Source organism: Gordonia hirsuta DSM 44140 = NBRC 16056, from assembly GCF_000333015.1.
Lineage (GTDB): Bacteria > Actinomycetota > Actinomycetes > Mycobacteriales > Mycobacteriaceae > Gordonia > Gordonia hirsuta.
This window is the reverse complement of record NZ_BANT01000018.1, coordinates 154,842-177,930: the sequence shown is the minus strand read 5'-3', so window position 1 is coordinate 177,930 and position 23,089 is coordinate 154,842. Positions and strand designations below refer to the sequence as shown.

The following is a 23,089-nucleotide window of genomic DNA, read 5'->3' as shown; positions in this document are numbered from 1 at the left end:
CGGTGGCGGCCGGCGGGCCGCACAGGCTGCGCGCAGTCGTGCGGCCCGGCCCCGTGCGTCGAGCGTGCTGACCGGCGGCGATCTGGTGACCGAACGCGTCGGGGCGCACACGTGGCAGATACCGGTGACCGGTTTCTGGCAGGCGCACCGGGCGGCCCCGCTGCGGTATGCGCAGACGGTGCAGAACTTCGTGGCTCAGGCCGCTCCGGACGGGCGGCTGCGGGTGTGGGATCTGTACGGCGGCGCCGGGGTCCTGGGTGCAGGTCTGCTGGCCCGGACCGACCCGGGGGGCGTCGAGATCGATCTGGTGGAGAGCGATCACGGTGCCGTCGCGGCGGCGCGCCGGGCACTGGCAGACGAGCCGGTGCACATCCATCGCGGAGAGGTCGGCGCCACCATCGCCGGGTTGCCGCGTCCGGATGTGGTGGTCGCCGATCCTCCACGCAAGGGCGCCGGTGCGGCGGTGATCGCGGCCATCGCCGCGGCCGAGCCCCGCATCGTCGTTCATGTCGGTTGCGATGCGGCCGCCTTCGCCCGCGATCTGCGTGACTATCGCCGCCACGGCTTTCGGGTCGCCGACTGGCGGGCGTTCGACGCGTTCCCGCTGACACACCATATGGAGGCGATCGCGCTCCTGGTGAGTCCGTAGACTGTCCTCATCGGCGCCGAAGCCCCGGCGCGTCTAGCCAGTCTCTCGCGACGTTGTGGAGGTTCACATGGGTGTTCTCGATCGGGTGGATTCTCCTGCCGACCTGCGTGCTCTCTCCGACGAACAGATGGTCGAGCTGGCCGGTGAGATCCGCGAGTTCCTGATCGAGAAGGTGGCGGCCACCGGCGGTCATCTCGGACCGAACCTGGGCGTGGTGGAGTTGACTCTCGCCCTGCATCGGATCTTCGAGTCGCCGGTGGATCCGATCCTGTTCGACACCGGGCACCAGTGTTATGTGCACAAGATCGTGACCGGCCGCAAGGACCGCTTCGACACGCTGCGCCAGCGCGAGGGGCTGACCGGCTACCAGGATCGCGCCGAGAGTCCGCACGACTGGATCGAGTCGTCGCACGCCTCGGCGGCGCTGTCCAACGCCGACGGTCTGGCCAAGGCTTTCGAGCTGACCGGTGCCGAACGCACCGTGGTCGCGGTGGTCGGCGACGGCGCCCTCACCGGCGGGATGTGCTGGGAGGCGCTGAACAACATCGCCGACGGGGACCGGCCGGTGGTGATCGTGGTCAACGACAACGGGCGCTCGTATGCGCCGACGATCGGCGGACTGGCCAGTCACCTGTCCGGCCTGCGCCTGCAGCCGGGCTATGAGAAGTTCCTGGCCAGCGGCCGTCGTCTGCTCAATCGCACACCGGTCGTCGGCGATGCGGCCTATGCGGTCCTGCACGGCCTCAAGAGCGGAGTCAAGGACCTGGTTGCACCGCAGGCCATGTTCTCGGATCTGGGCATCAAGTATGTCGGCCCGGTCGACGGGCACGACCTGCCGGCGCTGGAGGAGGCGTTCGGACAGGCCAAGGCCTTCGGCGGACCGGTCATCGTGCACACCGTCACCCGCAAGGGGATGGGCTATGCGCCGGCCGAGAACGACGTCGCCGAGCAGATGCACGCCACCGGCAAGATGGACCCGGCCACCGGACTGGCTCGCGGATCGTCGGCACCCGACTTCACCTCCGCGTTCTCCCAGGCGCTGATCGCTGAAGGTCACGCCCGCCCCGAGGTGGTGGCCATCACTGCCGCGATGCCGGGTCCGACGGGACTGCGGGCCTTCGGCGAAACGTTCCCCGAGCGGATGTTCGACGTCGGTATCGCCGAACAGCACGGGATGACCTCGGCGGCCGGCCTGGCACTGGGCGGACTGCACCCCGTGCTGGCGATCTATTCGACCTTTCTCAACCGGGCCTTCGACCAGCTGCTGATGGACGTGGCGCTGCTCAAACTCCCGGTGACCGTGGTGCTCGACCGGGCGGGGCTGACCGGTCCGGACGGACCCAGCCATCACGGCATGTGGGATCTGTCACTGCTGTCGATGGTGCCCGGCCTGAAGGTGGCGGCCCCTCGTGATGGTGCCCGCTTGGCTGAGGAACTGTCCGAGGCCCTCGATGTCGCGGACGGCCCGACCGCTCTGCGCTTTTCCAAGGGCGCCGTGCCACAAGACCTCCCGGCCCTCGAACGCCTCGCCGACGGCGTCGACGTTCTGGCCCGCCCCGACGGGGACGCTCAGGTACTGATCGTCGCCGTCGGCGCTTTCGCTCAGCTTGCCGTCGACACCGCCGCGGCGCTCGAAGATCAGGGCATCACCGCCACCGTCGTCGATCCCCGTTGGGTGCTGCCGGTGGCGGATTCGGTGGTCGAGCTGGCCCGGCGCCACCGGCTGGTGGTGACGCTGGAGGACGGGGGCGTTCACGGCGGTGTCGGCTCGGCGGTGCACGAGGCGATGTCGGCGGCCAGAGTGGATGTGCCGGTACGCCAGCTGGGTGTACCGCAGCAGTTCGTCACCCATGCCACCCGCGAGGAGTTGCTGGCCGATTTCGGGCTGACCAGCACCGAACTGGTCAAGACGATCGCCGGGGATCCGGCCCTGGGTTGACCCGTGCTGGGTTGCCCGTGCTGGGTTGCCCGGTGCTGGGTTGAGGGACCCAGGGTCTGCGGCTACTCCGCCTGCGCGCGGGTGAGCGCTTCGGCGATCGGCGTTCCGGTCAGGTCACGCTGCCATGGCCGTGCGGAGCGATCGGCGAGCCAGCTGACCACCGCTGCCGGTTCGATCGACGCCAGTCCCTCCCAGCACAGGGTACGGACTACCTCGGGGGCAAGCAGATTCTCTGTAGGCACGCCGGCGTTCTCGGCGACCGACTTCACCGCCGGACGTACCTCATGCGCACGCCGCGCCGCAGCCGGATTGCGCTGCTCCCACCGATTCATCGGCGGCGGACCGCTGACCGCCTGTTTACGCGGAGGAAGCTCCGCCTCGTCGAGTTGCTGTGCACGAGTGATCGCGCGCAGCCAGGTCCGGGCCTGCCGGCGCTGGCGGGGGCCGCCGAAGACCGGCAGCGAGGTCAGTTCCGATTCGGTGGTCGGCGCCGCCACCGCGGCGGTGATGATCGCCGAATCGGGAAGCACCCGGCCCGGAGCCACGTCGCGGCGAGCCGCAATCTCTTCGCGAGCGGTCCAGAGTTCCCGGACGATCGCCAGCTGCCGCTGGTTGCGCAGCGTATGGATGTTGGACGTACGCCGCCAGCGGTCGGGGCGCGGTGGGGCCGGGGGCTTGGTCAGCTCGTAGGCGAACTCCTGGCGGGCCCACTCGAACTTGCCGGCCTCGTCCAACGCCGAGTGCATCGCATCGCGCAACTCGACCAGGACTTCGACGTCCAGAGCCGCATAGTTCAGCCAGTCATCGGGCAGCGGCCGATGTGACCAATCGGCGGCGCCGTGCCCCTTGGCCAGTCCCAATTGGAGGAATTCGGCGACCATCGCTGCCAGGTTGACTTTGGGCAGGTTGAGCAGCCGGCCCGCCAGTTCGGTGTCGAACAGGGTGGTGCATTCGAAGCCGAGTTCGGTCAGGCACGGCAGGTCCTGGTCGGCGGCGTGCAGGATCCACTCGGGACCGCGGAGCGCCTCGATCACCGGGTCCAGCGCTTCGGGGTTGGCGATCGGATCGATCAGGAAGCTGCCCGATCCGGTTCTCTTGAGCTGGATCAGATAGGCGCGCTGCGAATAGCGATACCCGCTCGCGCGTTCGGTATCCACCGCGATGGGGCCCGAACCGGCGGCCAGTGAATCGGCAGCGCGGGCGAAATCGTCGGCGGTGTGCAACAGATCGGGCACCCCGTCGGCAGGGACCAACAACGGGGTGATCGCAGCCGGTTCTGCGGGCGCCTGCCCAGCCCCTTGGCCGTCGTCTTCGCCGGTGTTCACTGGGAAGTCAACCGGTGCAGGCTGGCCACACCCGCCGGTGGAAGGCCGGCGGCGCTGGCCAAAACCTCGCAGAAGGCTTCCAGGTGCCCGGCCAGAGAACTGCTGCTGGAGGTCCACGAGGCGCGCAGTTCCAGCTGGTGGGCTCGCGGCGGTCCGGCGATATCCCCATAGCGCACCGAGGTCGTCGCTGTGACGGTGCCGCCGAGGGCGAGGACCGCCGGAACGTCGCTGCCCAGTGTCGGGAGAGATTCGGTACTGCCCTTGGGAACACCGAGGGCCTCGCTGAGCCATTCCCAGGCGACCTCGGGCAGGAGGGGGTCTTCGGCCAGATCGGCCTCGACCTCGGCTTGGACGAAGGCGACCAGTCGGAAGGTGCCGTTCCAGGCCTCGTGGCCGGCGGGGTCGTACAGGAGCACCAGGCGGCCGAAGGCGCTACCGGCCGAGTCTGCCGGGACCATGGTCGGGTCGTTGATGTCCGGCGGCGTGACCTCCACGCCGAGGGCGTAACTGTACGGCGCGAGACGTTGCGGCGGTCGGATCGATCCGACCTCGATCTCCGGGCGGACCACGGCCGTGTGCAGGGACGCGACCGCTTCGGTGAAGTCGGTGGGTTCCATCTGGGCTCCTGTTGTCACACGCGTCACACTAACCCCGGTGTGGGCGGCCAACTCTGAGGCGCGCCGGTGTTTTCCTGCTCACATTGTCACCCGTCCGGGGGACCAGGTGGCCGACGCGAGCCGGTAGGTCGCCCGTCAGTTCGTTCTCGCCCCCTCTGCCGAGGGCGCGAGAACGAACCAAGGGTGCCGGACACCCTTGGTCAGGGGGCGAGAGTGCGGAGGTCGAGGTGCGGAGGTCGAGGCGTGGAGGTCGAGGCGTGGAGGACGAGGCGTGGAGGTCGAGGCGTGGAGGACGAGGTGTGGAGGTCGAGCTGTGGAGACGGTGCGCGCGGTGCGAGGGCCCCGCACCGGAGTCGGCACGGGGCGCGGGGCACCAAGGGGCAGCGGGCGGAGGGCGGAGGGCGGAGGGCGAAGGGCGGACCGACCGGCCGCAGGAGCGCAGGAATAGGGGAGCACGTGGACCTCTGACTAGAGTGGCACCCATGAACGCGGTACAGAGGATGCGGCGAAATCCCGACGAGATGCCCCTGGTGGCGGCGGCGACCGGCAAGGTTCCGAGCCGTCGGCCGGTGTGGTTCATGAGGCAGGCCGGACGGTCGTTGCCCGAGTACCGGGAGATCCGGGCTGACCGCGGAATGCTGGAGGCCTGCTTCGACGCCGAACTCGTCTGCGAGATCACGATGCAGCCGGTACGCCGCCACGACACCGACGCGGCGATCCTGTTCTCCGACATCGTCGTACCGCTGCGGGCAGCCGGCGTCGACCTGGACATCGTGGCCGGAACCGGTCCGGTGATCGCCGACCCCGTCCGCACCGCGAGCGATGTGGCCGCGCTGCCCCGGCTCGAGCGGGAGCAGGTCGGTGCAGTGACCTCGGCGATCGGGATGCTGCTCGAACAACTGCCGCCGTCGGTGGCGTTGATCGGCTTCGCCGGCGCACCGTTCACTCTGGCGTCCTATCTGATCGAGGGCGGTCCGAGCCGGACCTATGAGCGCACCAAGACCATCATGCGGGCGCAGCCCGAGCTGTGGCACCAGCTGATGGGGTCGCTGGCCGACACCACCATCACCTTCTTGCAAGCGCAGCTGGAAGCCGGTGTCGACGCGGTCCAGCTATTCGACTCCTGGGCCGGGGCGCTGTCGGAGGCCGACTACGAGAAGTATGTCGCCCCGCATTCGGCCCGCGTGATGGCCGAGGTCAGCGGCTACGGCGTCCCGCGCATCCACTTCGGAGTGGGCACCGGGGAGCTCCTGGCCGCCATGACTCGGGTGGGCACCGATGTGATCGGTGTCGACTGGCGGGTACCGCTGGACGTGGCGGCCGAACGCGTCGGGTACGGCGTGGGCATCCAGGGCAACCTCGATCCGACGGTGCTGATGGCCGGCGACGAGGTGCTCGAGCAGGAACTGCGCCGCATCATCGCCGAGGGTGATCGTGCCGTCGCCGCCGGCGCTCGCGGACACATCTTGAACCTGGGTCACGGTGTCCTGCCCACCACCGAGGCGAGCGCCATCACCCGGGCCGTCGAGCTGATCCACACCCTGTGACCGCACCCGCCGGATCGCCGCCGCGTCGAGTCGCGGTGATCGGTGGCGGGGTCAGCGGGCTGACGGCCGCCTATACGTTGCGCAAGGCATTGGGCGACGACGCTGTGATCGTGGTCTACGAGGCCGGTGATCGCCCCGGCGGGCTGCTGTGTACCCGCCGCGTCGGGGATACCGGGCTGGACCTGGGTGCCGAAGCGTTCATCGTCCGGCGGCCCGAGGCATTGGCCCTGGTCAGGGAGCTCGGTCTGGCCGACCAGGTGGTCTCGCCGGGTCCGCTGCGGCCGGCGATCTGGTCCGATGATCGGCTGCACCCGCTGCCGTCGCCGGCAGTGATGGGGATTCCCCGCGACGCGGCGGCACTGGGCGGACTGCTTGACCCGAAGGACAGGGTCACGATCGACGGCGAGGCCGACCGGCCGCTGGACTGGACCCCGGGCAGGCCGGTCTCGGTCGGCCGATTGGTCCGCGAACGTTTCGGAGACGCGGTGGTGGCGCGCAGCGTCGACCCGATGCTCGGCGGAGTGTATTCGGCGCGCGCCGACGATCTGGGACTGGCCGAAACGGTTCCGGCCCTGGCAGCGGCCCTGGACGCGGGGGCATCGTCGTTGACGGCCGCGGTCGGGCGCCTGCTGTCGGCGCCGGCCGGTTCCGGCCCGGTCTTCGGCGCCCTGCGCGGGGGCTATCGACAGTTGGTGGACGCGCTGGTGGCGGCGAGCCGGGCGGTGATCAAGGTCGACTCACCGGTGCGCGCCCTGACAGAGATCGGAGACGGCTTCGGCGTCGAAGCAGGCCAGGACGGCGAGTACGACGCGCTGATCGTGGCGGTGCCGCCGTGGCAGGCGACCACCGTGCTGGCCACGGTCGCCCCCGAGTCCGCCGCACTGCTGGGCGCGGTACGTCCGGCCGGATCGGCAGTCGTGGGCGCCGTCCTGGCACCGGGCACCGCAGTCCCGGAACACTCCGGCATTCTGGTGGCATCCGATGCCGGTATGCACAGTAAAGCGGTGACGCTGTCCTCCCAGAAGTGGCCTCATCTGGCACCCGACGGTCCGCCGGTCCTGCGGGTGTCCTTCGGCAGGCTCGGGGAGCCGGTCGACGTCGACGATCAGACCCTGATGCGTCGGGCGGTCGACGATCTGGCCGCCTACTTCGGCGCGGTGGGGCTGGCGGCTCCGGCAGTGCAGGCCGCGACGGTGCAGCGATGGCCGCAGGGGCTGCCCCACTACGGACCCGGACATCTGCCGGCGATGGCCCGGGCGCTGGAGGCGCTGCCACCACGGATCGGACTGGCCGGGGCGGCATTCGCCGGTGTGGGGGTGCCGGCGTGTATCGGCTCGGCGCGCGCAGCCGTCGCCCGGATCGTTCCCGGAGATCTGTGAACAGCAGTCTTCGACGAGGTAGTGGGCGACCTCACCGTTGTGCGGGCCCGCGTTGGTGGCAGGATGGGTCACATGGCTCGCTTGGATTATGACGAACTCAACTCCACCATCCAGTACCTGATGTTTTCGGTGTTCAAGGTCCGGTCGGGCGCGCTCGGTCCCGCCGATTCGGCCGAGCGCGTATCGGCGCAGGCCGACCTGGAGGAGTTCCTGGCCGGATTGGAGGCCAAGGGAGTCACGGTCCGCGGCCTGTACGACGTAGCCGGCATGCGCGGTGACGCCGACTTCATGATCTGGTGGCACGCCGGAACCATCGAGCAGTTGCAGGACGCCTACAAGAGCTTCCAGCGTGATACCGAACTGGGCCGGGTGAGTGATTCGGTGTGGAGCGCGTCGGCGCTGCACCGGCCGGCCGAATTCAACAAGAGCCACATCCCGGCGTTCGTGGCAGGCGAGGAACCCGGCGCCTACGTCTGCGTGTACCCGTTCGTCCGGTCCTTCGAGTGGTACCTGCTGCCCGATGAGGACCGCCGCAAGATGCTCGCCGATCACGGGAAGGCCGCTCGCGGCTACAAGGATGTGCGCGCCAACACCGTGCCCGCGTTCGCGCTGGGCGACTACGAGTGGCTGCTGGCCTTCGAGGGCCCCGAACTGTACCGCATCGTCGACCTCATGCGGGACCTGCGCGCCACCGAGGCCCGCTACCACGTGCGCGTGGAGATTCCGTTCTTCACCGGTCCGCGGCTGGCGGCCGGCGATCTGGTCGCCAACCTTCCCTGAGTCGAGCCCGGGTGAACCCGGCCGGGTGCTACTCGGCCGGGGAGGCGGTCTCGTCGTCGAACGTCAGGCTGATCGAGTTGATGCAGTACCGCAGATCGGTCGGAGTGTCGTAGCCCTCTCCGGCGAACACGTGCCCCAGGTGGCTTTCGCAGGCGGCGCACAGGATCTCGGTGCGGACCATGCCCAGTGAGGCGTCCCGGCGCTCGATCACCGCGTCACCGGCCAGCGGGGTGAAGAACGACGGCCAGCCGCAATGCGAGGAGAACTTGGCTTCCGAGCGGAACAATTCGGTGCCGCACGCCCGGCAACGGTAGACGCCGACGTCGGTGCTATCGGTGTACTCACCGGTGAACGGGGCCTCGGTCCCGGCCTGCCGCAGCACCCGGAACTCCGCCTCCGACAGACGCTGGCGCCAGTCTGCGTCGGTGAGGCTCTTCGGGTCGGCGGGGAAGTCGTGTGCGCGATCGGTCATATGATCCACGGTAGCGCGGTCGCGGCACCGCCCGCTGCCGTGACCGTTCGGCGCCTGGGTTAGCTTGGCAGCATGACCATCGCGCCGCGCAGTTATTTCACCCGGATCGACGAGCACTCCTTTCAGCCGACCCAGTGTGCGGCCGGGGCCTGGCGCGAAGACGAACTGCATCTGGCGCCGGTCGCGGGTCTGGTGATCGACTACCTCGAACGCTGGCGGCGCGAGCATGCGCCGCACATGGCGTACAGCCGGCTGAGCCTGGAAGTCCTCGGGCAGATCGCCCGCGAACGGATCGACCTGAGTATCGAGGTGGTCCGGCCGGGCCGCACCATCGAACTGGTGGAGGCGATCGCGGTGATCGGCGGGCGCACCACGATCCGGGCCCGCGGCTGGCTGCTGGCCACCTCCGACACCGCGTCCGTGGAAGAGAACGATTTCGCTCCGATGCCCACGCCGGCGGAGTGCACCAGTCAGTCGTGGCTCAAGCAGTGGGACGGCGGGATGATCGACACGGTCCAGGCGGTCCAGTCCGACGACACCCGTCCGGGCCGGGGCAAAGCGTGGGTGACCACCGACGTCGATCTGATCGCCGGGGAGACCGCCACCGAACTGGGTGAGTTCGCCAAACTCTTCGACACCGCCAACGGGATCTCCATGCGGCAGGACCCGCGGGAATGGATGTACCCGAACGTGGACCTGACCGCTCACCTGTTCCGCCATCCCACCGGCCGCATGCTCGGTCTGGACACGCGCGTGGCGTTCGGTCCCGGTGGTATCGGTCTGACCAGTTCGGTCCTACACGACCTCGACGGTCCGGTCGGGACGCTGGCCCAGTCGCTGACGCTGCGCCGTCACCTGGACTGACGTCCGCCCTGCGGGGCGAACCGGCCCGCGGCAGGCAGGAACGGGGGCCTCAGGCGGGAACGGGAGTATTCTCCCCGCGCGGCAGGCCGTCGTCCTTGTGGGCCGCACGGATGTCGAGCCAGCGGAACAGCAGGACGCAGAACGCCGTGATCATCAGCAGCGACCAGCCCAGCGGGACCTTGTTGTACTCGAGGTAGCGGGCGAACGGTCGCCATTGCACGGAGACGAAGACGTCGAACGTCATACACCCGTACACCGCCAGCCAGGCCGGCCAATTGCGCATCACCGACCCCGGCAGGAAGACGGTCATCAGCATCGGGAACAACAGCATCGAGTAGTAGCCCTGCCCCAGCGAGCCCACCAGGAACAGGGTGCCCAGCAGGATGCCCGACGAGGTCGCCAACCACAGCAGTTCGTCGGTCTGGCTGTAGTACCGGTACAGGAACCACAGCGAGAACACGGCCATCACGGCGAAGGCGATCCGCAGGACCCAGATCAGCCAGGTGTCGATGCCGAAGTACAGCCCGTTACCGGAGATCGAGCTGTTGTAGTAGTCACGCGTGTCCATCAGGTAGGGGACCGTGCGGCTGATGAAGTCCTTCGAGTCCACGATCAGCGGCCACGCGGCGATGTTCAGCACCACCGGGATCCCGATCGCGGTGAACAGGACCTTCCAGCGCAGTTGCAGCAACGGCAGCAGCAGCAGCGGGGCCAGCACCGGTTTGACCGCCAGGGTCAGACCGATGGCCACCCCGGCCCACAGGTCGTAGCGGCCGCGCATGAGCATCAGGAACGCGAGCATCCCCAGCAGCACGAAGGCATTGAAGTTGGTGAAGATCAGGGTGTTTGCCACGGTCTCGGTGGCGAAGAAGAAGAACAGCACCGCCGGGAAGACCCACGAGTCCGCGCGATACCCGAACATCCGCACCAGCAGGTAGGCGCACAGGATCAGCACGACGACCGACACCGCGATGAACAGCCAGCGTGAGTCCTGCGGATTGAGGATGGCCAGCGGCCCCATCAGCAGGGTGCCCGACGGCGGATACAGATAGTGGGGGTCGACCGTCGTGTAGTTCTCCGCGTACACCGGATTGCGGTTGAGGAAGTTCAGCGAGGCGTTGTAGACGGTGGTGAAGTCGTCGGTCCGCGCACCGTTCACCGCAAGGAAGACACTGCGATGAAAGATCATCAGGATGCTGATCGGCCACAGAATGACCGACACGATGCGTGCAGGGTCCACACGCGGATACAGGTATCGGTCAATCACGTTCACCTGAGCGAACCTACTACATCGGGGCCGGGCGATTAGGCAGGGCACGCGCGCTCGGCGGAGCCGGAGAGACCGTCGGTGCCGAGGTATTCGGCTGTCAGGGCGGCGGCGCAGTCGCTGCGGGAGAGCACCGAATAGCCCAGTCCGTCCCAGTTGACGTGGGTGGACTCCGCGCCGGTGGTGATCAGCAGTGGTGACAGGGCTTCGGCGGCTTTGCTGCCGTTGATCGGATCGTTCTGGCCGATCAGCACCAGGGGGTCGATCGGGAACGACGACGTCGCCGCGGCGATGTCGGCCACACCCCAGCCGTCGCAGCGCGCCAGGGACAGGGCGGCCGTGTTCGCCGTCATGGGTGCGTCGGCGGCCCATTTCTCGGCGAGTTTCGGTACCTCGGCGAGGCTGGGCCGACCCACCAGGTCGTTACAGCGCGCCACCAGCTGGCCGTCACTGTCGCGCAGATCGACGGCGGCGCCGGCTAGCCGTCGCAGGGCCGCCCCGTCACCGCGGTCGGCTGCCGAGATCGCATCGGCCAGTCGCTTGAGTCCGTCCGGGTCGGTCGGTCCCAGCGCCAGCTGGGTGGTCACCGCGGCCAGGATCGTCGTATCGGACAGCCCGGGCAACGAGCCGGTCGCTCCGGCGTGGATCACCCGATTGAGCATCGGCACACCGCCCGGGCCCAGCGAGCAGCCCAGCGCTGCGCAGCGTTCGGCAAAAGTGGCCAGCGAGTTCTGGACACCGTCCGCGCGGGCGGCGGCCGCCGCGGTCGCCTGCTCGTTGAAACCGACGGGCGAGTCCAGGATCAGCCGGCCGACTCGGTCGGGGTGGGCGCCCAGATAGGCCAGCGCCACCGAGGATCCGGCGCCGACGCCGATCAGCCCGAGGTGGTCGACCTCCCAGTAGTCGCGCAGAAACTCCAGATCGGCGGCCGCATCGGCGTTGGCGAACCGCAACTGATCCGGATCGAGGGTCTCGTTGCAGATATCGGCGCCGGAGCGGGCACTGGTCGACAGCGCGGTGCTGCGTTCGGCGACGTTGCGTGCGCCCGAGGCACCGTCGTTGCTCAGCGTTTCCCGCTGCGCCCGGGTGAGGCAGTCCAGCGGCGCGGATCGTCCGATGCCGCGACGATCGACTGCGACGATCGGATGCTTGTCCAGCAGCGGTGCCAGCGAGGAGTTGTTCAGGCCGATCGCCAGGCGTGAACTGGGCAGGTCGGTCCCGGTGGTCAGCACAAGCGGGGCGGCGTCGGCGGGGGTCGCGTCGTTGGTGATGCGCACCGCGGTCATCCGCAGATCGGTGCTGCGGTCGTCGTCGGGATCGATCGGGACGATGAAGCCGGCGCAGTCGACCTGCAGGTCCTTGGGCGCATCCACCTGGTAGAACTCGGCCAGCTCCGGCCCGCAGGCCCGGTAGTTGAGGTCGTTCTTCGGTGCCGTCAGAGCCGGTAGACGGGCGGCTCGGTCATCGGTGTCGGCGCCGCCGCGCCCGTGCACCATCCCCGGGCCGGGATCGGGGCCGACGGTGCAGCCGGTCGCTACCAGCGCCACAGCGGTCAACACCGCAAGCAGGCGGGAGCGCGAAGAGGGCACAGGCATGTCCGCGAGCCTAGTCGGATGCGGACGATCCGGCCTCGTCGGTGCCGTCGGCGACCGAGGTGGGTGCGGTGTTCCACAGGAAGTAGAGGAAACCGTCGTCGTCGCCGATCAGATGCTGCAGCGAGGCCCCGGCCATCCCGCCCGCCGGGGACGCTCCGTGAGCGATCCGTGGTGCGTTACCGCCGACCAGGTGGGGGCTCAGGGTCACCGCGAGTTGATCGAGTGCGCCGGCGGCGATCAGTTCGGCCAGAAAACGGGGGCCGCCCTCGCAGGTGATGCGCTCGAATCCGCGCTCGGCGAGCGCCTCCAGGAGCAGCGTCGGCTCGACGGTGTCGGTGCCGCAGTCGACCAGGGTGGCACCTGCCTGGGTCAGCCGGCGCCGCTGCTCGGGCGGGGCCTGCGTGCAGGTGGCGATCAGGGTGCCCGGATCGAAGGCGGTCGCATAATCGTCGGGGATGCTCAGCGACCGGGAACTGAGGATCAGTGCCGGCCGCGTGCCGTCGGGCCGGGGCTCGGGGACCCGGTAGTTCTCGGTGACCGCGGTGGACGCCCCGACCAGGACCGCATCGGACAGCTCGCGCAACAGTCCGAACAGGAGGCGATCACCGGGCGAACCCAGTGCACCGGATTTACCGTCGGCGGTGGCGCCTCCGTCGATGGCGGACACCATGTTCGCCCGCAGTCGCGGACGGCCGTCCGGACGGGAACCGGCGAAGGCATACTGCTCGCGCAGCCACGGCGCCGGATCGGCTCCGGAGGTCGGGCTGGTTGTGACCTGAGTCGCTTTATGCAGAAGGAACATCCTTCCAGTGGTACTCCACTGGTTACCCTTTTGCCCATGGTGGCACGTCTGTCCGATAAGAATCCCGTGATCGCAGCCGATGCGCTGATCGGGGAGATGGTGCCGCCCTCGATGTTCGACGAGGTGAGCTTCGACTCGTACATCCCCGATCCGAACGAGCCCACGCAGGCCGCGGCCGTGCAGGCGGCGCGCGACTTCGTCACCCGGGCTACAGCGATCCGCGGCGGCGGCGGCAAGCGCGGACTGTTCCGCAAGAAGGCGGCACCCGCGCAGGGCATCGGGCTGTATCTGGACGGCGGCTTCGGTGTGGGTAAGACGCACCTGCTGGCCTCGATCTACCACTCGATGCCCGGGCCGAAGGCGTTCGCGACGTTCGGTGAGGTGACCAACCTGGTCGGCGCACTCGGCTACACCGACGCCTTGGAGCGGTTGTCCGGCCACAGCGTGCTGTGCATCGACGAGTTCGAACTCGACGACCCCGGCGACACGATGGTGGTCTCGCGGTTGCTGACCGAGTTGAGCGCCCGCGGTGTGTCCATCGTGGCCACGTCGAACACTCTGCCCGGCCAGTTGGGGGAGGGACGCTTCGCCGCCTCGGACTTCCTGCGGGAGATCCAGAAACTGTCGGGCATCTTCGAGAGCATCCGGGTCGACGGCCCCGACTACCGGCACCGTGACCTGCCGCCGGCGCCCGAACCTGCCGCCGCCGACGATCTGCAGGCCCGCGCGGAGTCGACCCCCGGTGCCACCCTCGACTCGTTCGACGAGCTGAGCGCACATCTGGCCAGGCTGCATCCATCGAAGTACAAGTCACTGGTCGACGGGGTCTCGATGGTGTGCATCAGCGATGTGCACCCGGCACCGGATCAGGCGGTCGCGCTGCGCCTGGTGGCTCTGGCCGACCGGCTGTACGACGCGGACATCCCGGTGATGACCTCGGGGGCCAAACTCGACGAGATCTTCACTCCCGAGATGGTGGCCGGCGGCTACCGGAAGAAGTACCTGCGAGCGACGTCGCGGCTGCTGGCGCTGTCCCGGTTCGCCGTCTCGCCCGTCGACTGAAGAGCACAGGGCGCTAGATCCGGCGGGTCATCACGTAGTCGTTCTCCACGGCGCCGCTCATCTGGAAAGTGCGCGTCCCGGCCTGGGTGAAACCCATCTTCCGGTAGTAGCGCTGCGCGCGCTCGTTGAGCTGATTGACGCCCAGCCAGAGCACCTGGGACCCGCGTGCCTGCGCGGACCGCACCGCCGCATCCATCAACCGGTGTGCCGGTCGGTCGGCGCGGTGGGTGCCGTGATGGCCCGGCAGGACGTACATCTTGGAGACTTCACTGGACAGTGCATCTCCGACGGCGGCGCAGACGTCGTGATCCGTCGGCGGAGTGTGGATCACCAGTGCATAGCCGACCAGTGGTCCGTCCTCGCCCTCGCGGGCCACGATCACCTCGCAGGAGTCGTCGTCGATCCAGTCGGCGAATCGCTGGGGCGTCAAGGCGGCCGCGATGTGCCCGGCCATGTCTTCGCGCGTCGAGTGTGCGGGACAGGCGAGCGGGAAGGTGACCGCGGCCAGGAAGGCTACCCGCGCCGCCAGGACCGGATCTGTGGCGATCTCGATCACCAGGGACGTCTCGTCGGGCATGGAGAGCATTGTGCCCGCTCGTTAGTTGGTGCGGAAATTCACGAGGTGGCGGCCGATGTAGCCGACGTAGATCTTCCCGTGGTCGGACGCGCGGTTCAGGATGTGCATACGGGGGCTGACAGTTCCGTACTTCGCGATCTTGATGTGCTCACCCATGTATGCGTATCCGTCGGCGTCGACCTCGGGGGGAACCTTGAACTGCCGCTGTCGGCGGAACTTAGTGTTGTTGTAGGTCTGCGCGGTTTCGTCGGGTGCGTGGATTCCCGGCGGGATCGTTGCGTGTCCTTTCTGCCGGGATCGGATGTAGTCGGCGATCGCTCTGTCATATGTCCCGTCCGACCGTTCGGCACAGTATTCATCCAGCACACGCAGGTATCCCCAGGTGGCGATAGCCCAGTCGGCCGAATCGTGATCGTCGAGGTCTAAGGCAGGCTTCTCGTCGCCGGTGAAGACGACATGATCGAACTCGCCGAACCGATCGATCAGGTCCTCGAAGCTGATGGGCGGTGTGTCGATCGGTTTGTCCGGGAGATTCCAATCGACGTCACCACGGTCGAGTTTGGCCAATTCCCGGGCCAACCGGCGGACCTCGGCTTGGGCGTCCGCCAAGTCGATGCGGAAGACGGCGAACTCATCGCGACTGTCGGTGAGGCGCTGGTTGAGTTCTGTATTCAGATCCTCCAGGTCGTTCCGTTCTGTCTGAACGGACCTGAGGCGATCTCGCAGACGACTCAGATCGGCAACCTGCGGCCGCAGACTCAGGGCTTCGGTCGCGAGCTTGCCGAGGTGGTTCACGGCATCGATCGTGACGTCCTTGGCGCCTGTGACGGTCGAGACGACTCTGGTGAGCGTTTGCCAGATCGTCGCCGGAACAGTCGGGTCGGTCGGCGGCAGAGCGTCGACAGGTTCCAGGAGCTGTTCCCGGTCCCCGGAGTGCAACGGTGCCGATTCCAGGATGGCCTCTGAAGCCGCAGCAGCAACGTCGAGAGTCTCATCCACGATCAGTTCGTCGAGCAGACCGCGCAACACGCGGTCGATCCGAACCAGTTCTCGGGGCAGCGCGATGGTGGTGGAGTGCCGGCAGGACGATTCGGCAAGCCGATTCCGGAGCCGGTTCGCATTGTCATCGATGATCCGGGCAGTGCTCAGGACGCGGTGTCGAATCGAATCCTGAGGATCGGTGAACTCCGGATTGGGGTGGAAAGTCCGGATCGTCCAGGGGGTGACCCGATGGGATTCGGGCAGCTGTGCGTTCAACTCCCGGGTCGCTGCGGAATCGAGAACATATGCGCTCGCCAGGCCGGCGGTTCCGACGAGGAGCTTGTCGACGTACCGGGCCCATTCCGATTGGGGGATGTCTGCCGCGTCGTTGGCGCCGGCGAGGAACAAGAATCCGCGCCGCTGGTCGTCGGTGAGTGCCGCGACGATCTCTTCGAGGTCATCAGTTCCGGCGCGCACCGGTCGTGCGGTCAGAGGGTGGCGTCCGTCCAGGCCGTCGACCACCTCGAGGATGTTCTTCGCGAGCCGAGGTACTCGTGCGCTCCCGCGGCCGGTGGGCTGAAAGACGTCGGTCCAGACCCACCCGTTGTGATTCCGATCGGCAAAGGTCGTCAGATGGGTGATCCAGATGCCTTGGCCCTCATCTTGATGAAAGCGGTACCGTTCGATGATCGATCCGTCTTGGCGTTCGTCGCGGACCAGGGAAGCGGTGACGCCGTCGGCGACCTCGTAGACTCCTGGTCCGGTGATCTGGTCGGCGTCCCAGCGTTTGCGGTCGTCCTTGCACCAGGCATACAGCTGCTGATGGACCAGGTCGGTGAAGTCCGGCTGGTTCTGCACGCGGAACAAGGAACGGCACCCAAGCGCGGTCGGATCGGTAGTCGGCACGGAGAGCGGCATCATCGGGATACTCATCGGTCACTTCTCTTCGAATCCGGAGGGATGAAAGCCCAGAACCTTCGAGTTCTCTCGCACGGTGCGTTCGGTGGACTCGTCGAAGCCGTCCGCGCTGATCGCGCTGATCTCCAACCTGATCTCCAACTGGACGCCGGGTTTGATCAGATGAGTCAGCACCTCCTGCTGAATCTCGTTGAAGTCCCGAGCCGGCAGCTGCGCGTCCAGGTCCACCGAGCCGAAGTAGCGATGGTTCCGGCTGGGCGTGGGTGGCGGGGGTGTCACGACATCCCGATCGGTTCCCGCCCCTCCTCCCGGAGCTGCACCGTTGCCGGGAGCGGGATCGCTGCTTCCGCCGCCGGGCGCCGCGGTGGCTTCATTTGCCTCACGGTTGTACTGCTCTTCGGCGATCTCGGGTTTGACGATCAGCGTTTCGTCGGAGATGTGCAGAGTGCCTTCATGATTCGGCAAGTGGATGCCGCGATACCGGCCTGCTTCGGCATCCCATTCATCGGCGAACGCGAATCCGTCCTGTCGCCAGCCGATGTGGTCGTCCTTGACCGAGTAGAGGCCGTCGAGCAATACGTTGCGATCGCGCAAGCGGGGCAGGTACGGGTACGTCGCGTAATAGCGGTATAACTGGCCGACACTGACATGGTTCGATTCCCACGCCGGTGCCAGTCGACCGTCTAGATCCATCCGGATGAGCGACGACGAGCGCGCTTGGGTGAGTTCTTCTTTGAGTTTGTCGGCGGTCCGCGCGAACAGATCGGCGCCAGCGCCCCCGGTCGCGGTGGTGGACAGCGAATACGTCGCCTCGCTATCGCCCTGCGTCGGATAGAGACCCCAGGTGAAGGTCTCCAGCAGCCGTGTCTGAGCGATCTCGTCGGCGTCGTTGCGCCGGTCGAGTGCCTGCTTGGTCTGCTGACCACCGAGCCCGAGGGCGTCAGCGTTGTCGGCGACCCATTGCCAGGCCAGGTAATTGCGGACGGCACTGTCGAGTTCTCCGGCGCGTTTGCCGTCCGCGGCCAAGAACACCAGTGAGTTCTTGAAGCTGCGATTGGCGGTGCCGCGGTGCTCGAGAACATCCTTGGCCCAGGTCAGTGCCGCCGTCTCTCCGCTCCGAGTGGCGTGGGTGTAGCGCAGTGGCAGAACCACTAGGCGCGTGCCCTCCTCGTCGAGGACTTCCGCAGAAGAGTCGGGACACAGGATGTAGCCGGTGAATGTCCGGTCACCGGTGCTCTTGCGCAGCGATTCCAGACGGCGTCTCACGTCTGCCCAGACATCGGCTTCGGGGAGCGCAGCCGCATGATCGCGGGCCGCACGGGTGGTGTTGGCCTGGGTGTCGTACCAGTAACGTCCCCCGTCGGTGTACAGGTACGTCGACTCGTTGGCCAGGATGTCCAGTGCCGAGTGGAAGTTGCCGGGAACATCGCCGGGCAGCGCGGTGCCCAGGAAGATCCGCTTCTTCTCTGCGCCCTTGTGCGCGGTGTGCAGGCCGGGGGTGGCGGCCATGAAGGTCGCGCGGGCGAGGCGCTGAGCGGTCCCGCGCCGGCCGAACAGTTCGTGCTCCCGGTCCACCCGGAAGGGCACCGATTCGCTGCCGGCCACGTCGCTGTTGATGATCGGTTTGAATGTGTCTTCCAGGTACTTGGTGACCTCCGAGACCACATCGGCATCTGCGAGTGGAACGGTACCGGGCATGACGAGGGCCGAGCCGTCCTGTTCCCGCCAGAGGGTGCCGACGATCCGGTTCATCATCTGCAGGACACCGCGGGTCCGCTGGAATCGGTCGAGTGTCGACCAGTCCTGATACAGCCGATCGAACAGCTCCGGATGAATCGGGTAGCACTGTTTGATCCGGTCGATATAGCCGGGATCTCTTGTCTCGCTGGGGAATTCGGAGTGGTATCGCCGGTAGTACTCGACCAGCGTGTTAGCGATGACGCTGATCTGACTCATGGCGGCGGCGTCGGGGACCGAAAAGATTCGTCGCCGAACGATTTCGAAACTCTCCTGGGCGTTGGCGGGCTGCCACTGGTCGGCGGTCCGGCCGACGACGCTCTTCAGGCGGTCCAGGGCGGCGCGTCCGTGCTCACCGCCGACCTCCTCGTCGCTGATCTGTTCGTCGCCGCCGGCGGTGCTGGAAGAAGCCGGAATCGATACGACCACTTGGATACCCGGGGTGGCGCGGGCCGCTTCGGTCAGCGTCTGGGCGAAGGTGAACTGGGTGTCGAAGTCGCCCGCGGGCAGACCGCTGGTGTTGACCAGTTGACGCGCGTAGGCGACCCATTCGTCGATCAGAATCACGGCAGGGGAGTACAACTCGAACACTTCTCGCAGTGCTGCACCGGGATTGGTGGATGTGCGATCGGCCTCAGCGACGATGTTGTACGCGTCCTGCCCGCCGAGCTGCCAGGCGAGTTCACCCCACATCGTTCTGATTCCGGGCCGGCCGTCGGCGATGTTCGGGCTGGCCGGTTCCATCTGATTGCCGACCAGTGCGGCGCGGCGGATACCCCGCGTCTTCTTCAGCTCATCAAGGGCGTAGGCGAGCTCGCCGGCTTCACCGCCGAGCTCGGTGCTGCGGGCCGCCGAGGCGATGTGCCACAGCGCGAGCATCGAGTGGGTTTTTCCGCCGCCGAAGTTGGTTTGCAGGTTGACCACGGGGGATGCGTTGGCATCCCCGGTGAGCCGAGCGACGTTGCGGGTGATCAGATCCCGCAGCCCTTCGGTGAGGTAGGTGCGGGCGAAGAATTCTCGCGGGTCTGTGTATTCGGTCTTGTGGTCGCCGCTCTTCATGGCGACGGTGTACAGATCCGCGGCGAATTCGGCGGCGTTGAACTGCCCTTTCTGCACGTCAGGGTGCGGGCTGAGCACCTCGCGCCACGCGGGTAGCTTCTCGGAACCGCTATTGAGCTTCGGGCTCTGGCGGGTAGCGGTGTCGGCGCGATCGTAGGCGATCCGCCGGACATCATCTCGGAGCTTGGCCACCTGCTCGGCTTCGCGCGGGGCACCGATGGCCAGCAGGAATCGGGAGCAGGTGTCGAGGGCCCGTTGAGCGTCTTCGTTGTTGAAGGCCTTGGCGTGAGCGAGGTCGTTGCGGACCTGCATGAGTTCGGTCGCCATGCTCTGCTGTGCCCGCGAGAGCTTCTGGCGCACCGGGTCCCAGCCCTGCTGGATCTTCCAGGTGATGCCGTCGGTGATCATCCGGAGGCTGTCGTACGGATCGTCAGGGTTGTACTGCTTCTCCGAGTGTGCGTCCTTGGACTTCACTCGGCGCAGGAGCTCGATCCAGCCGCCATCGAACTCTGGCGGCAGATCGGGACCGATGGTGTCGGTGAGGAACTGATTCAGCGCCGGCCCCAGCTGGTCCATCGCCTGATTGATCCGATCCCGATTGCTGAGTGCCACAGTTCCTCCCGAATTGTCTCAGTGCACACTGTGGTGTGCACTGAGACAAAAACCTATCCGACACCGGACTCGCCCGGTGCAGCGACCGGGAAGCCGGTCAGAAGTCGAGCGTCTCCTGGGTGCTCGACGAGGCTGCGCCCCGAACGATCTCGTTCCATGCGGCACCGAGGTTGTTGAACGAAACCGCCAGTGCCGTCTGTTTCCGGTCTTCGGCGAGCTTGAACAGCAGACTCGCCAGCTCGCGGCACAGCTCCGTGTCCACGCCGGGTGGAACCTGACCGAGCAGGGCGCTTGCGGCGGGCACACCGTCGGCGGCCAGGACCCGCGTCAAATGCATCATCACTTCCCACTCGCTGATCGACTGGTCGGTTGCCGGATCGTACTCGGTGGGCATCTCCTCGGGGGCGATGAGAGTGACCTGCCCGCCGCCCTTGGTCAGGATGCCGGCGCGCTCGAGTGAGTCCAGTGAGATACCGCGGGCATTCGCGATCGACTCGGCCTCCCCGAATGTGCCGCTGGAGAATCCGTTCTGGCGGAACCAGGTGAGGGCGAAGCGCGTCGGCGCGTCGAAGTCGTTCTCCAACTCGGTGAGGACCTCGTCGAGGATCGCATTGATCCGCTGCAGGGCGGTGCGGACCGTCATCTTGGAGCCGTCGTCTTCTAAGACGGCGCTGTAGCGAGAGAAGACCGCCATGCCCGGACCGATTGCCGCCTGGGGGAGGTCGACGGGTGCGATGGATCCCTGCTGCAGGGTGCGGAGTTCGCTAGGGAGTTCGGCCTTGAGGGCGGTCAAGAACCCGCGGCGATCGGTGCGCGGCGCATTGTCGGGTCGGGGACGCAGCGCGAGAACGATCGACGACGCCAGCGCGTTGGTGCCGTGGCTGAGCATGCGATTGCTGAGTTCAGAGCGCATCGGCCAGGTGGCGGTGATCTGCCAGCCGGACCGGATCATTCCTTCGAGCAGGGTTTCCCAACCGGTCGAGGCTTGGCCGTCCTTGGATGTGTCCTGTTGTTTGAAGGCGTAGTAGACAGTGATCGGGAAATCGTTGTACGCATGGTCTCGAGCTTTACGGAACACCTCGTGGAACCCGGCTTCGAAGAACTTGTGCGCGCCGGCCTTTCCACCGTGTCGGTAAGGATTGGCGACGAGTTCTTCTGCCTTGGGCACGAGCATGGTCGAAAGGATCGACGGATGCACGTCGCGCAGCGATCGGCGCAGCCAAACATAGAAGAAGTCGGATAGATCGGAATAGCCGATGTTGTCGTAGTAGGGAGGGTCGGTGGAGATGAGTTGTCTACCTTCCACTGAAACGGCAGCGTCTGATTGAGTGGCAATCCCGTGTGACCCAGATGGAGTTCGTTCCAGTGCCCGAGCAACCCAGTTGAAGTCTTCAAGTAAGTCGCCGCCCGACCCTCCCCAAGGGTTTGCTTCCGCATAATCCCAGGTCATAGGCAACGCCTGTCGCGCAAACACGCTGCGTACTGCTTCCATCTTAGTGGAGGAGTCCCATGAGCAGATCGCTGAAAGTTTATTGCTGACACGGCTGATTGACATGCCCAGGTAGGTGGTGACGGCGTCAGCGTAGGCGGCGGCGCCGGTGCCGCCGTTGTCCAGACGGTGGCCGAGGTCTATTCCTGAAGCAAGGGCATCACGTTCGACGCGCTCACGTGCCTCGGAGACCAGGTCGCCGAAGGTTGTCAGGGCGGTGAGTTGACGCGGGGTGAAAAGATCGGCGTAGTTCGCGAAACCATATGCTTGCACACGGAAACTCGGAGCTTTGTCGGGGATCGTCCCTTTTGGCGCGGAGTCTGGGGTGGGGACTTCGGCAGCGGTTTCATGCTCTTGCGTTGGGGCAAGGTAAATGCGGCGTCGTTCGCCTTCGGCAACTGTGGCGATTAGGTCCGCCGATATCCGAGCTTCGCGTCCTTCAGCCCGGATGTACTGCAACGGGACGGCGGTGCCGCAGCGAATACAGATGGCTCCGGTGCGGCTGACTGTGCCGTCGTCGTCCTTGGTCGGCGCGTGAGCGAGATCGTGGCCGATCTCGTAGCGCACCGTCTTGCCTTCGACGATCGGGACTATGTACGCCTCCTTGCCCTTTTTCTTGCCAAGCCACCAGGAGCGCACCAGCGGCATATCGATCCGGCACTCGGGGTTCGGGCAGGTGACGGTGCGGGCCCAGATCCAGGCGATCACGGTTGCTTCGGAGCCGTCGGGTAGGTGCGCTTTGGGGTAGAGGTGGCCGATACGCTGGTGTGCTTCATCACGCATCCACTGCCCGTAGCGGCGGACATCTTCGGCCAGGCCGGTAGCGCGTGGCCAATCCTGGATCGTTTCGGCCGCGGCGCCGGGGAACACGGGGGGCTGTCCGGCGAATTTGGGTGGGATTTCGATGAGCGCTTTGTTGATGAGCACCGCGACCGGATTCAAATCGGAGGCATGGGCCTCCAGGCCGAGGCGCTGCGCTTCCAGGGGAATGGTGCCGCCGCCGGCGAAGGGGTCGAGGATCGGTGGAGGGTTGCCGTCGGTGGATTCGAGGATCTTGCGATGCGCCTCCGCCAGGAGTGCCTCATCGTTCGAGTTCTCCCAAACCACCAGCCGCTCCATCAGCTCGAAAAGCCGCTTGCGTTCAGCGGTTTGCTCGGCTTCCGTCGGAAACAGGTCCGGACGACTGGCCGGGTCATCGACCAGCTGGGCGAACAGTACCGCGCGGGCTGCCGCCAGCGGGCGTCGTGCCCACCACAGGTGCAGCGTCGATGGGTGGCCGTGCCGGATCGACTTCTCGCGCGCCGACTCCTGATTGATCTTCTGCAGCGGAATGCTGGTTTCAATCAGCTTGCGTCGCTGCCCAATTTGGTGTGCGCTGATGGACATGCTGCCCCTCCGGTCGGTTCATGCGGATGCCA

Annotated in this window: 17 protein-coding genes; 7 read left to right on the top strand and 10 right to left on the bottom strand. The window is 66.9% G+C overall.

The window, feature by feature from the left end; all coding sequences use genetic code 11:
* A partial coding sequence (locus GOHSU_RS07920) for a methyltransferase (RefSeq protein WP_005939418.1) occupies positions 1–649 on the top strand: 649 nt, incomplete at its 5' end.
* A gap of 67 nt (positions 650–716) precedes the next feature.
* A complete protein-coding gene (dxs, locus tag GOHSU_RS07915) occupies positions 717–2,588 on the top strand; it encodes a 1-deoxy-D-xylulose-5-phosphate synthase (protein ID WP_005939416.1) in 1,872 nt (623 codons plus the stop codon).
* Between the two features lie 62 nt (positions 2,589–2,650).
* Here dxs and GOHSU_RS07910 read toward each other — a convergent pair whose 3' ends face one another.
* Positions 2,651–3,913 carry a ribonuclease D gene (locus GOHSU_RS07910; protein ID WP_024332872.1) on the bottom strand — a complete coding sequence of 421 codons (1,263 nt, stop codon included), beginning with the start codon at positions 3,911–3,913 and terminating at the stop codon, positions 2,651–2,653.
* Positions 3,910–4,530 (bottom strand): DUF3000 domain-containing protein, encoded by a 621-nt coding sequence (locus GOHSU_RS07905; protein ID WP_005939412.1) that lies wholly within the window; start codon positions 4,528–4,530, stop codon positions 3,910–3,912. The genes GOHSU_RS07910 and GOHSU_RS07905 overlap by 4 nt, the downstream gene beginning before the upstream one ends.
* A gap of 521 nt (positions 4,531–5,051) precedes the next feature.
* On the opposite strand from GOHSU_RS07905, the gene hemE reads away from it, so the two are divergent.
* The 3 genes from hemE (at position 5,052) to hemQ (ending at position 8,236) form a co-directional block, all read left to right on the top strand.
* Positions 5,052–6,077: a uroporphyrinogen decarboxylase gene (hemE, locus tag GOHSU_RS07900; RefSeq protein WP_005939410.1), complete on the top strand. Its 1,026-nt coding sequence runs from the start codon at positions 5,052–5,054 to the stop codon at positions 6,075–6,077.
* Complete coding sequence (gene hemG, locus GOHSU_RS07895; RefSeq protein ID WP_005939409.1) at positions 6,074–7,456, top strand: protoporphyrinogen oxidase; 1,383 nt, start codon at positions 6,074–6,076, stop codon at positions 7,454–7,456. Before hemE ends, hemG begins: the two co-directional genes overlap by 4 nt.
* 72 nt (positions 7,457–7,528) lie before the next feature.
* A complete protein-coding gene (gene hemQ / locus GOHSU_RS07890; RefSeq protein WP_005939407.1) occupies positions 7,529–8,236 on the top strand; it encodes a hydrogen peroxide-dependent heme synthase in 708 nt (235 codons plus the stop codon).
* Positions 8,237–8,264: 28 nt separating this feature from the next.
* Here hemQ and msrB read toward each other — a convergent pair whose 3' ends face one another.
* Entirely contained in the window at positions 8,265–8,708 is a 444-nt protein-coding gene (gene msrB / locus GOHSU_RS07885) for a peptide-methionine (R)-S-oxide reductase MsrB (RefSeq protein ID WP_005939403.1), read from the bottom strand.
* A 72-nt stretch (positions 8,709–8,780) separates the two neighbouring features.
* Here msrB and GOHSU_RS07880 point away from each other — a divergent pair, with 72 nt between their 5' ends.
* Positions 8,781–9,572, top strand: coding sequence for a thioesterase family protein (locus GOHSU_RS07880; RefSeq protein ID WP_005939400.1), 792 nt, complete (start codon positions 8,781–8,783; stop codon positions 9,570–9,572).
* 49 nt (positions 9,573–9,621) lie between these two features.
* On the opposite strand, the gene GOHSU_RS07875 is transcribed toward GOHSU_RS07880, so the two are convergent.
* Genes GOHSU_RS07875 through GOHSU_RS07865 form a run of 3 tightly spaced genes read right to left on the bottom strand, consistent with a single transcriptional unit; the run spans position 9,622 to position 13,236 of the window.
* Positions 9,622–10,845 carry a glycosyltransferase family 87 protein gene (locus GOHSU_RS07875; RefSeq protein ID WP_005939397.1) on the bottom strand — a complete coding sequence of 408 codons (1,224 nt, stop codon included), beginning with the start codon at positions 10,843–10,845 and terminating at the stop codon, positions 9,622–9,624.
* A 32-nt stretch (positions 10,846–10,877) separates the two neighbouring features.
* A complete protein-coding gene (locus GOHSU_RS07870; protein ID WP_005939394.1) occupies positions 10,878–12,434 on the bottom strand; it encodes an alpha/beta hydrolase in 1,557 nt (518 codons plus the stop codon).
* A 10-nt stretch (positions 12,435–12,444) separates the two neighbouring features.
* Positions 12,445–13,236: a dihydrofolate reductase family protein gene (locus tag GOHSU_RS07865; protein WP_005939391.1), complete on the bottom strand. Its 792-nt coding sequence runs from the start codon at positions 13,234–13,236 to the stop codon at positions 12,445–12,447.
* Positions 13,237–13,272: 36 nt separating this feature from the next.
* Here GOHSU_RS07865 and zapE point away from each other — a divergent pair, with 36 nt between their 5' ends.
* The gene (gene zapE, locus GOHSU_RS07860) at positions 13,273–14,298 is read left to right on the top strand and encodes a cell division protein ZapE (protein ID WP_005939388.1); all 1,026 of its coding nucleotides are present in this window, start codon (positions 13,273–13,275) and stop codon (positions 14,296–14,298) included.
* A gap of 13 nt (positions 14,299–14,311) precedes the next feature.
* Here zapE and GOHSU_RS07855 read toward each other — a convergent pair whose 3' ends face one another.
* The 4 genes from GOHSU_RS07855 to GOHSU_RS07840 all read right to left on the bottom strand — a co-directional run bounded on the left by GOHSU_RS07855 (position 14,312) and on the right by GOHSU_RS07840 (position 23,057).
* Complete coding sequence (locus GOHSU_RS07855; RefSeq protein WP_155821031.1) at positions 14,312–14,875, bottom strand: GNAT family N-acetyltransferase; 564 nt, start codon at positions 14,873–14,875, stop codon at positions 14,312–14,314.
* Positions 14,876–14,896: 21 nt separating this feature from the next.
* The gene (locus GOHSU_RS07850) at positions 14,897–16,789 is read right to left on the bottom strand and encodes a coiled-coil domain-containing protein (RefSeq protein WP_245551697.1); all 1,893 of its coding nucleotides are present in this window, start codon (positions 16,787–16,789) and stop codon (positions 14,897–14,899) included.
* A 3-nt stretch (positions 16,790–16,792) separates the two neighbouring features.
* Entirely contained in the window at positions 16,793–20,182 is a 3,390-nt protein-coding gene (locus tag GOHSU_RS07845) for a DUF499 family protein (protein WP_005939379.1), read from the bottom strand.
* A gap of 97 nt (positions 20,183–20,279) precedes the next feature.
* Entirely contained in the window at positions 20,280–23,057 is a 2,778-nt protein-coding gene (locus GOHSU_RS07840; protein ID WP_005939377.1) for a DUF1156 domain-containing protein, read from the bottom strand.
* Positions 23,058–23,089: the final 32 nt, after the last annotated feature.

Coding starts and splice junctions, on each gene's coding strand:
- dxs (WP_005939416.1), top strand. CDS start 717: ATGGGTGTTCTCGATCGGGTGGATTCTCCTGCCGACCTGCGTGCTCTC.
- GOHSU_RS07905 (WP_005939412.1), bottom strand. CDS start 4,530: ATGGAACCCACCGACTTCACCGAAGCGGTCGCGTCCCTGCACACGGCC.
- hemE (WP_005939410.1), top strand. CDS start 5,052: ATGCCCCTGGTGGCGGCGGCGACCGGCAAGGTTCCGAGCCGTCGGCCG.
- hemQ (WP_005939407.1), top strand. CDS start 7,529: ATGGCTCGCTTGGATTATGACGAACTCAACTCCACCATCCAGTACCTG.
- msrB (WP_005939403.1), bottom strand. CDS start 8,708: ATGACCGATCGCGCACACGACTTCCCCGCCGACCCGAAGAGCCTCACC.
- GOHSU_RS07880 (WP_005939400.1), top strand. CDS start 8,781: ATGACCATCGCGCCGCGCAGTTATTTCACCCGGATCGACGAGCACTCC.
- GOHSU_RS07870 (WP_005939394.1), bottom strand. CDS start 12,434: ATGCCTGTGCCCTCTTCGCGCTCCCGCCTGCTTGCGGTGTTGACCGCT.
- GOHSU_RS07865 (WP_005939391.1), bottom strand. CDS start 13,236: ATGTTCCTTCTGCATAAAGCGACTCAGGTCACAACCAGCCCGACCTCC.
- zapE (WP_005939388.1), top strand. CDS start 13,273: ATGGTGGCACGTCTGTCCGATAAGAATCCCGTGATCGCAGCCGATGCG.
- GOHSU_RS07855 (WP_155821031.1), bottom strand. CDS start 14,875: ATGCCCGACGAGACGTCCCTGGTGATCGAGATCGCCACAGATCCGGTC.
- GOHSU_RS07850 (WP_245551697.1), bottom strand. CDS start 16,789: ATGAGTATCCCGATGATGCCGCTCTCCGTGCCGACTACCGATCCGACC.
- GOHSU_RS07840 (WP_005939377.1), bottom strand. CDS start 23,057: ATGTCCATCAGCGCACACCAAATTGGGCAGCGACGCAAGCTGATTGAA.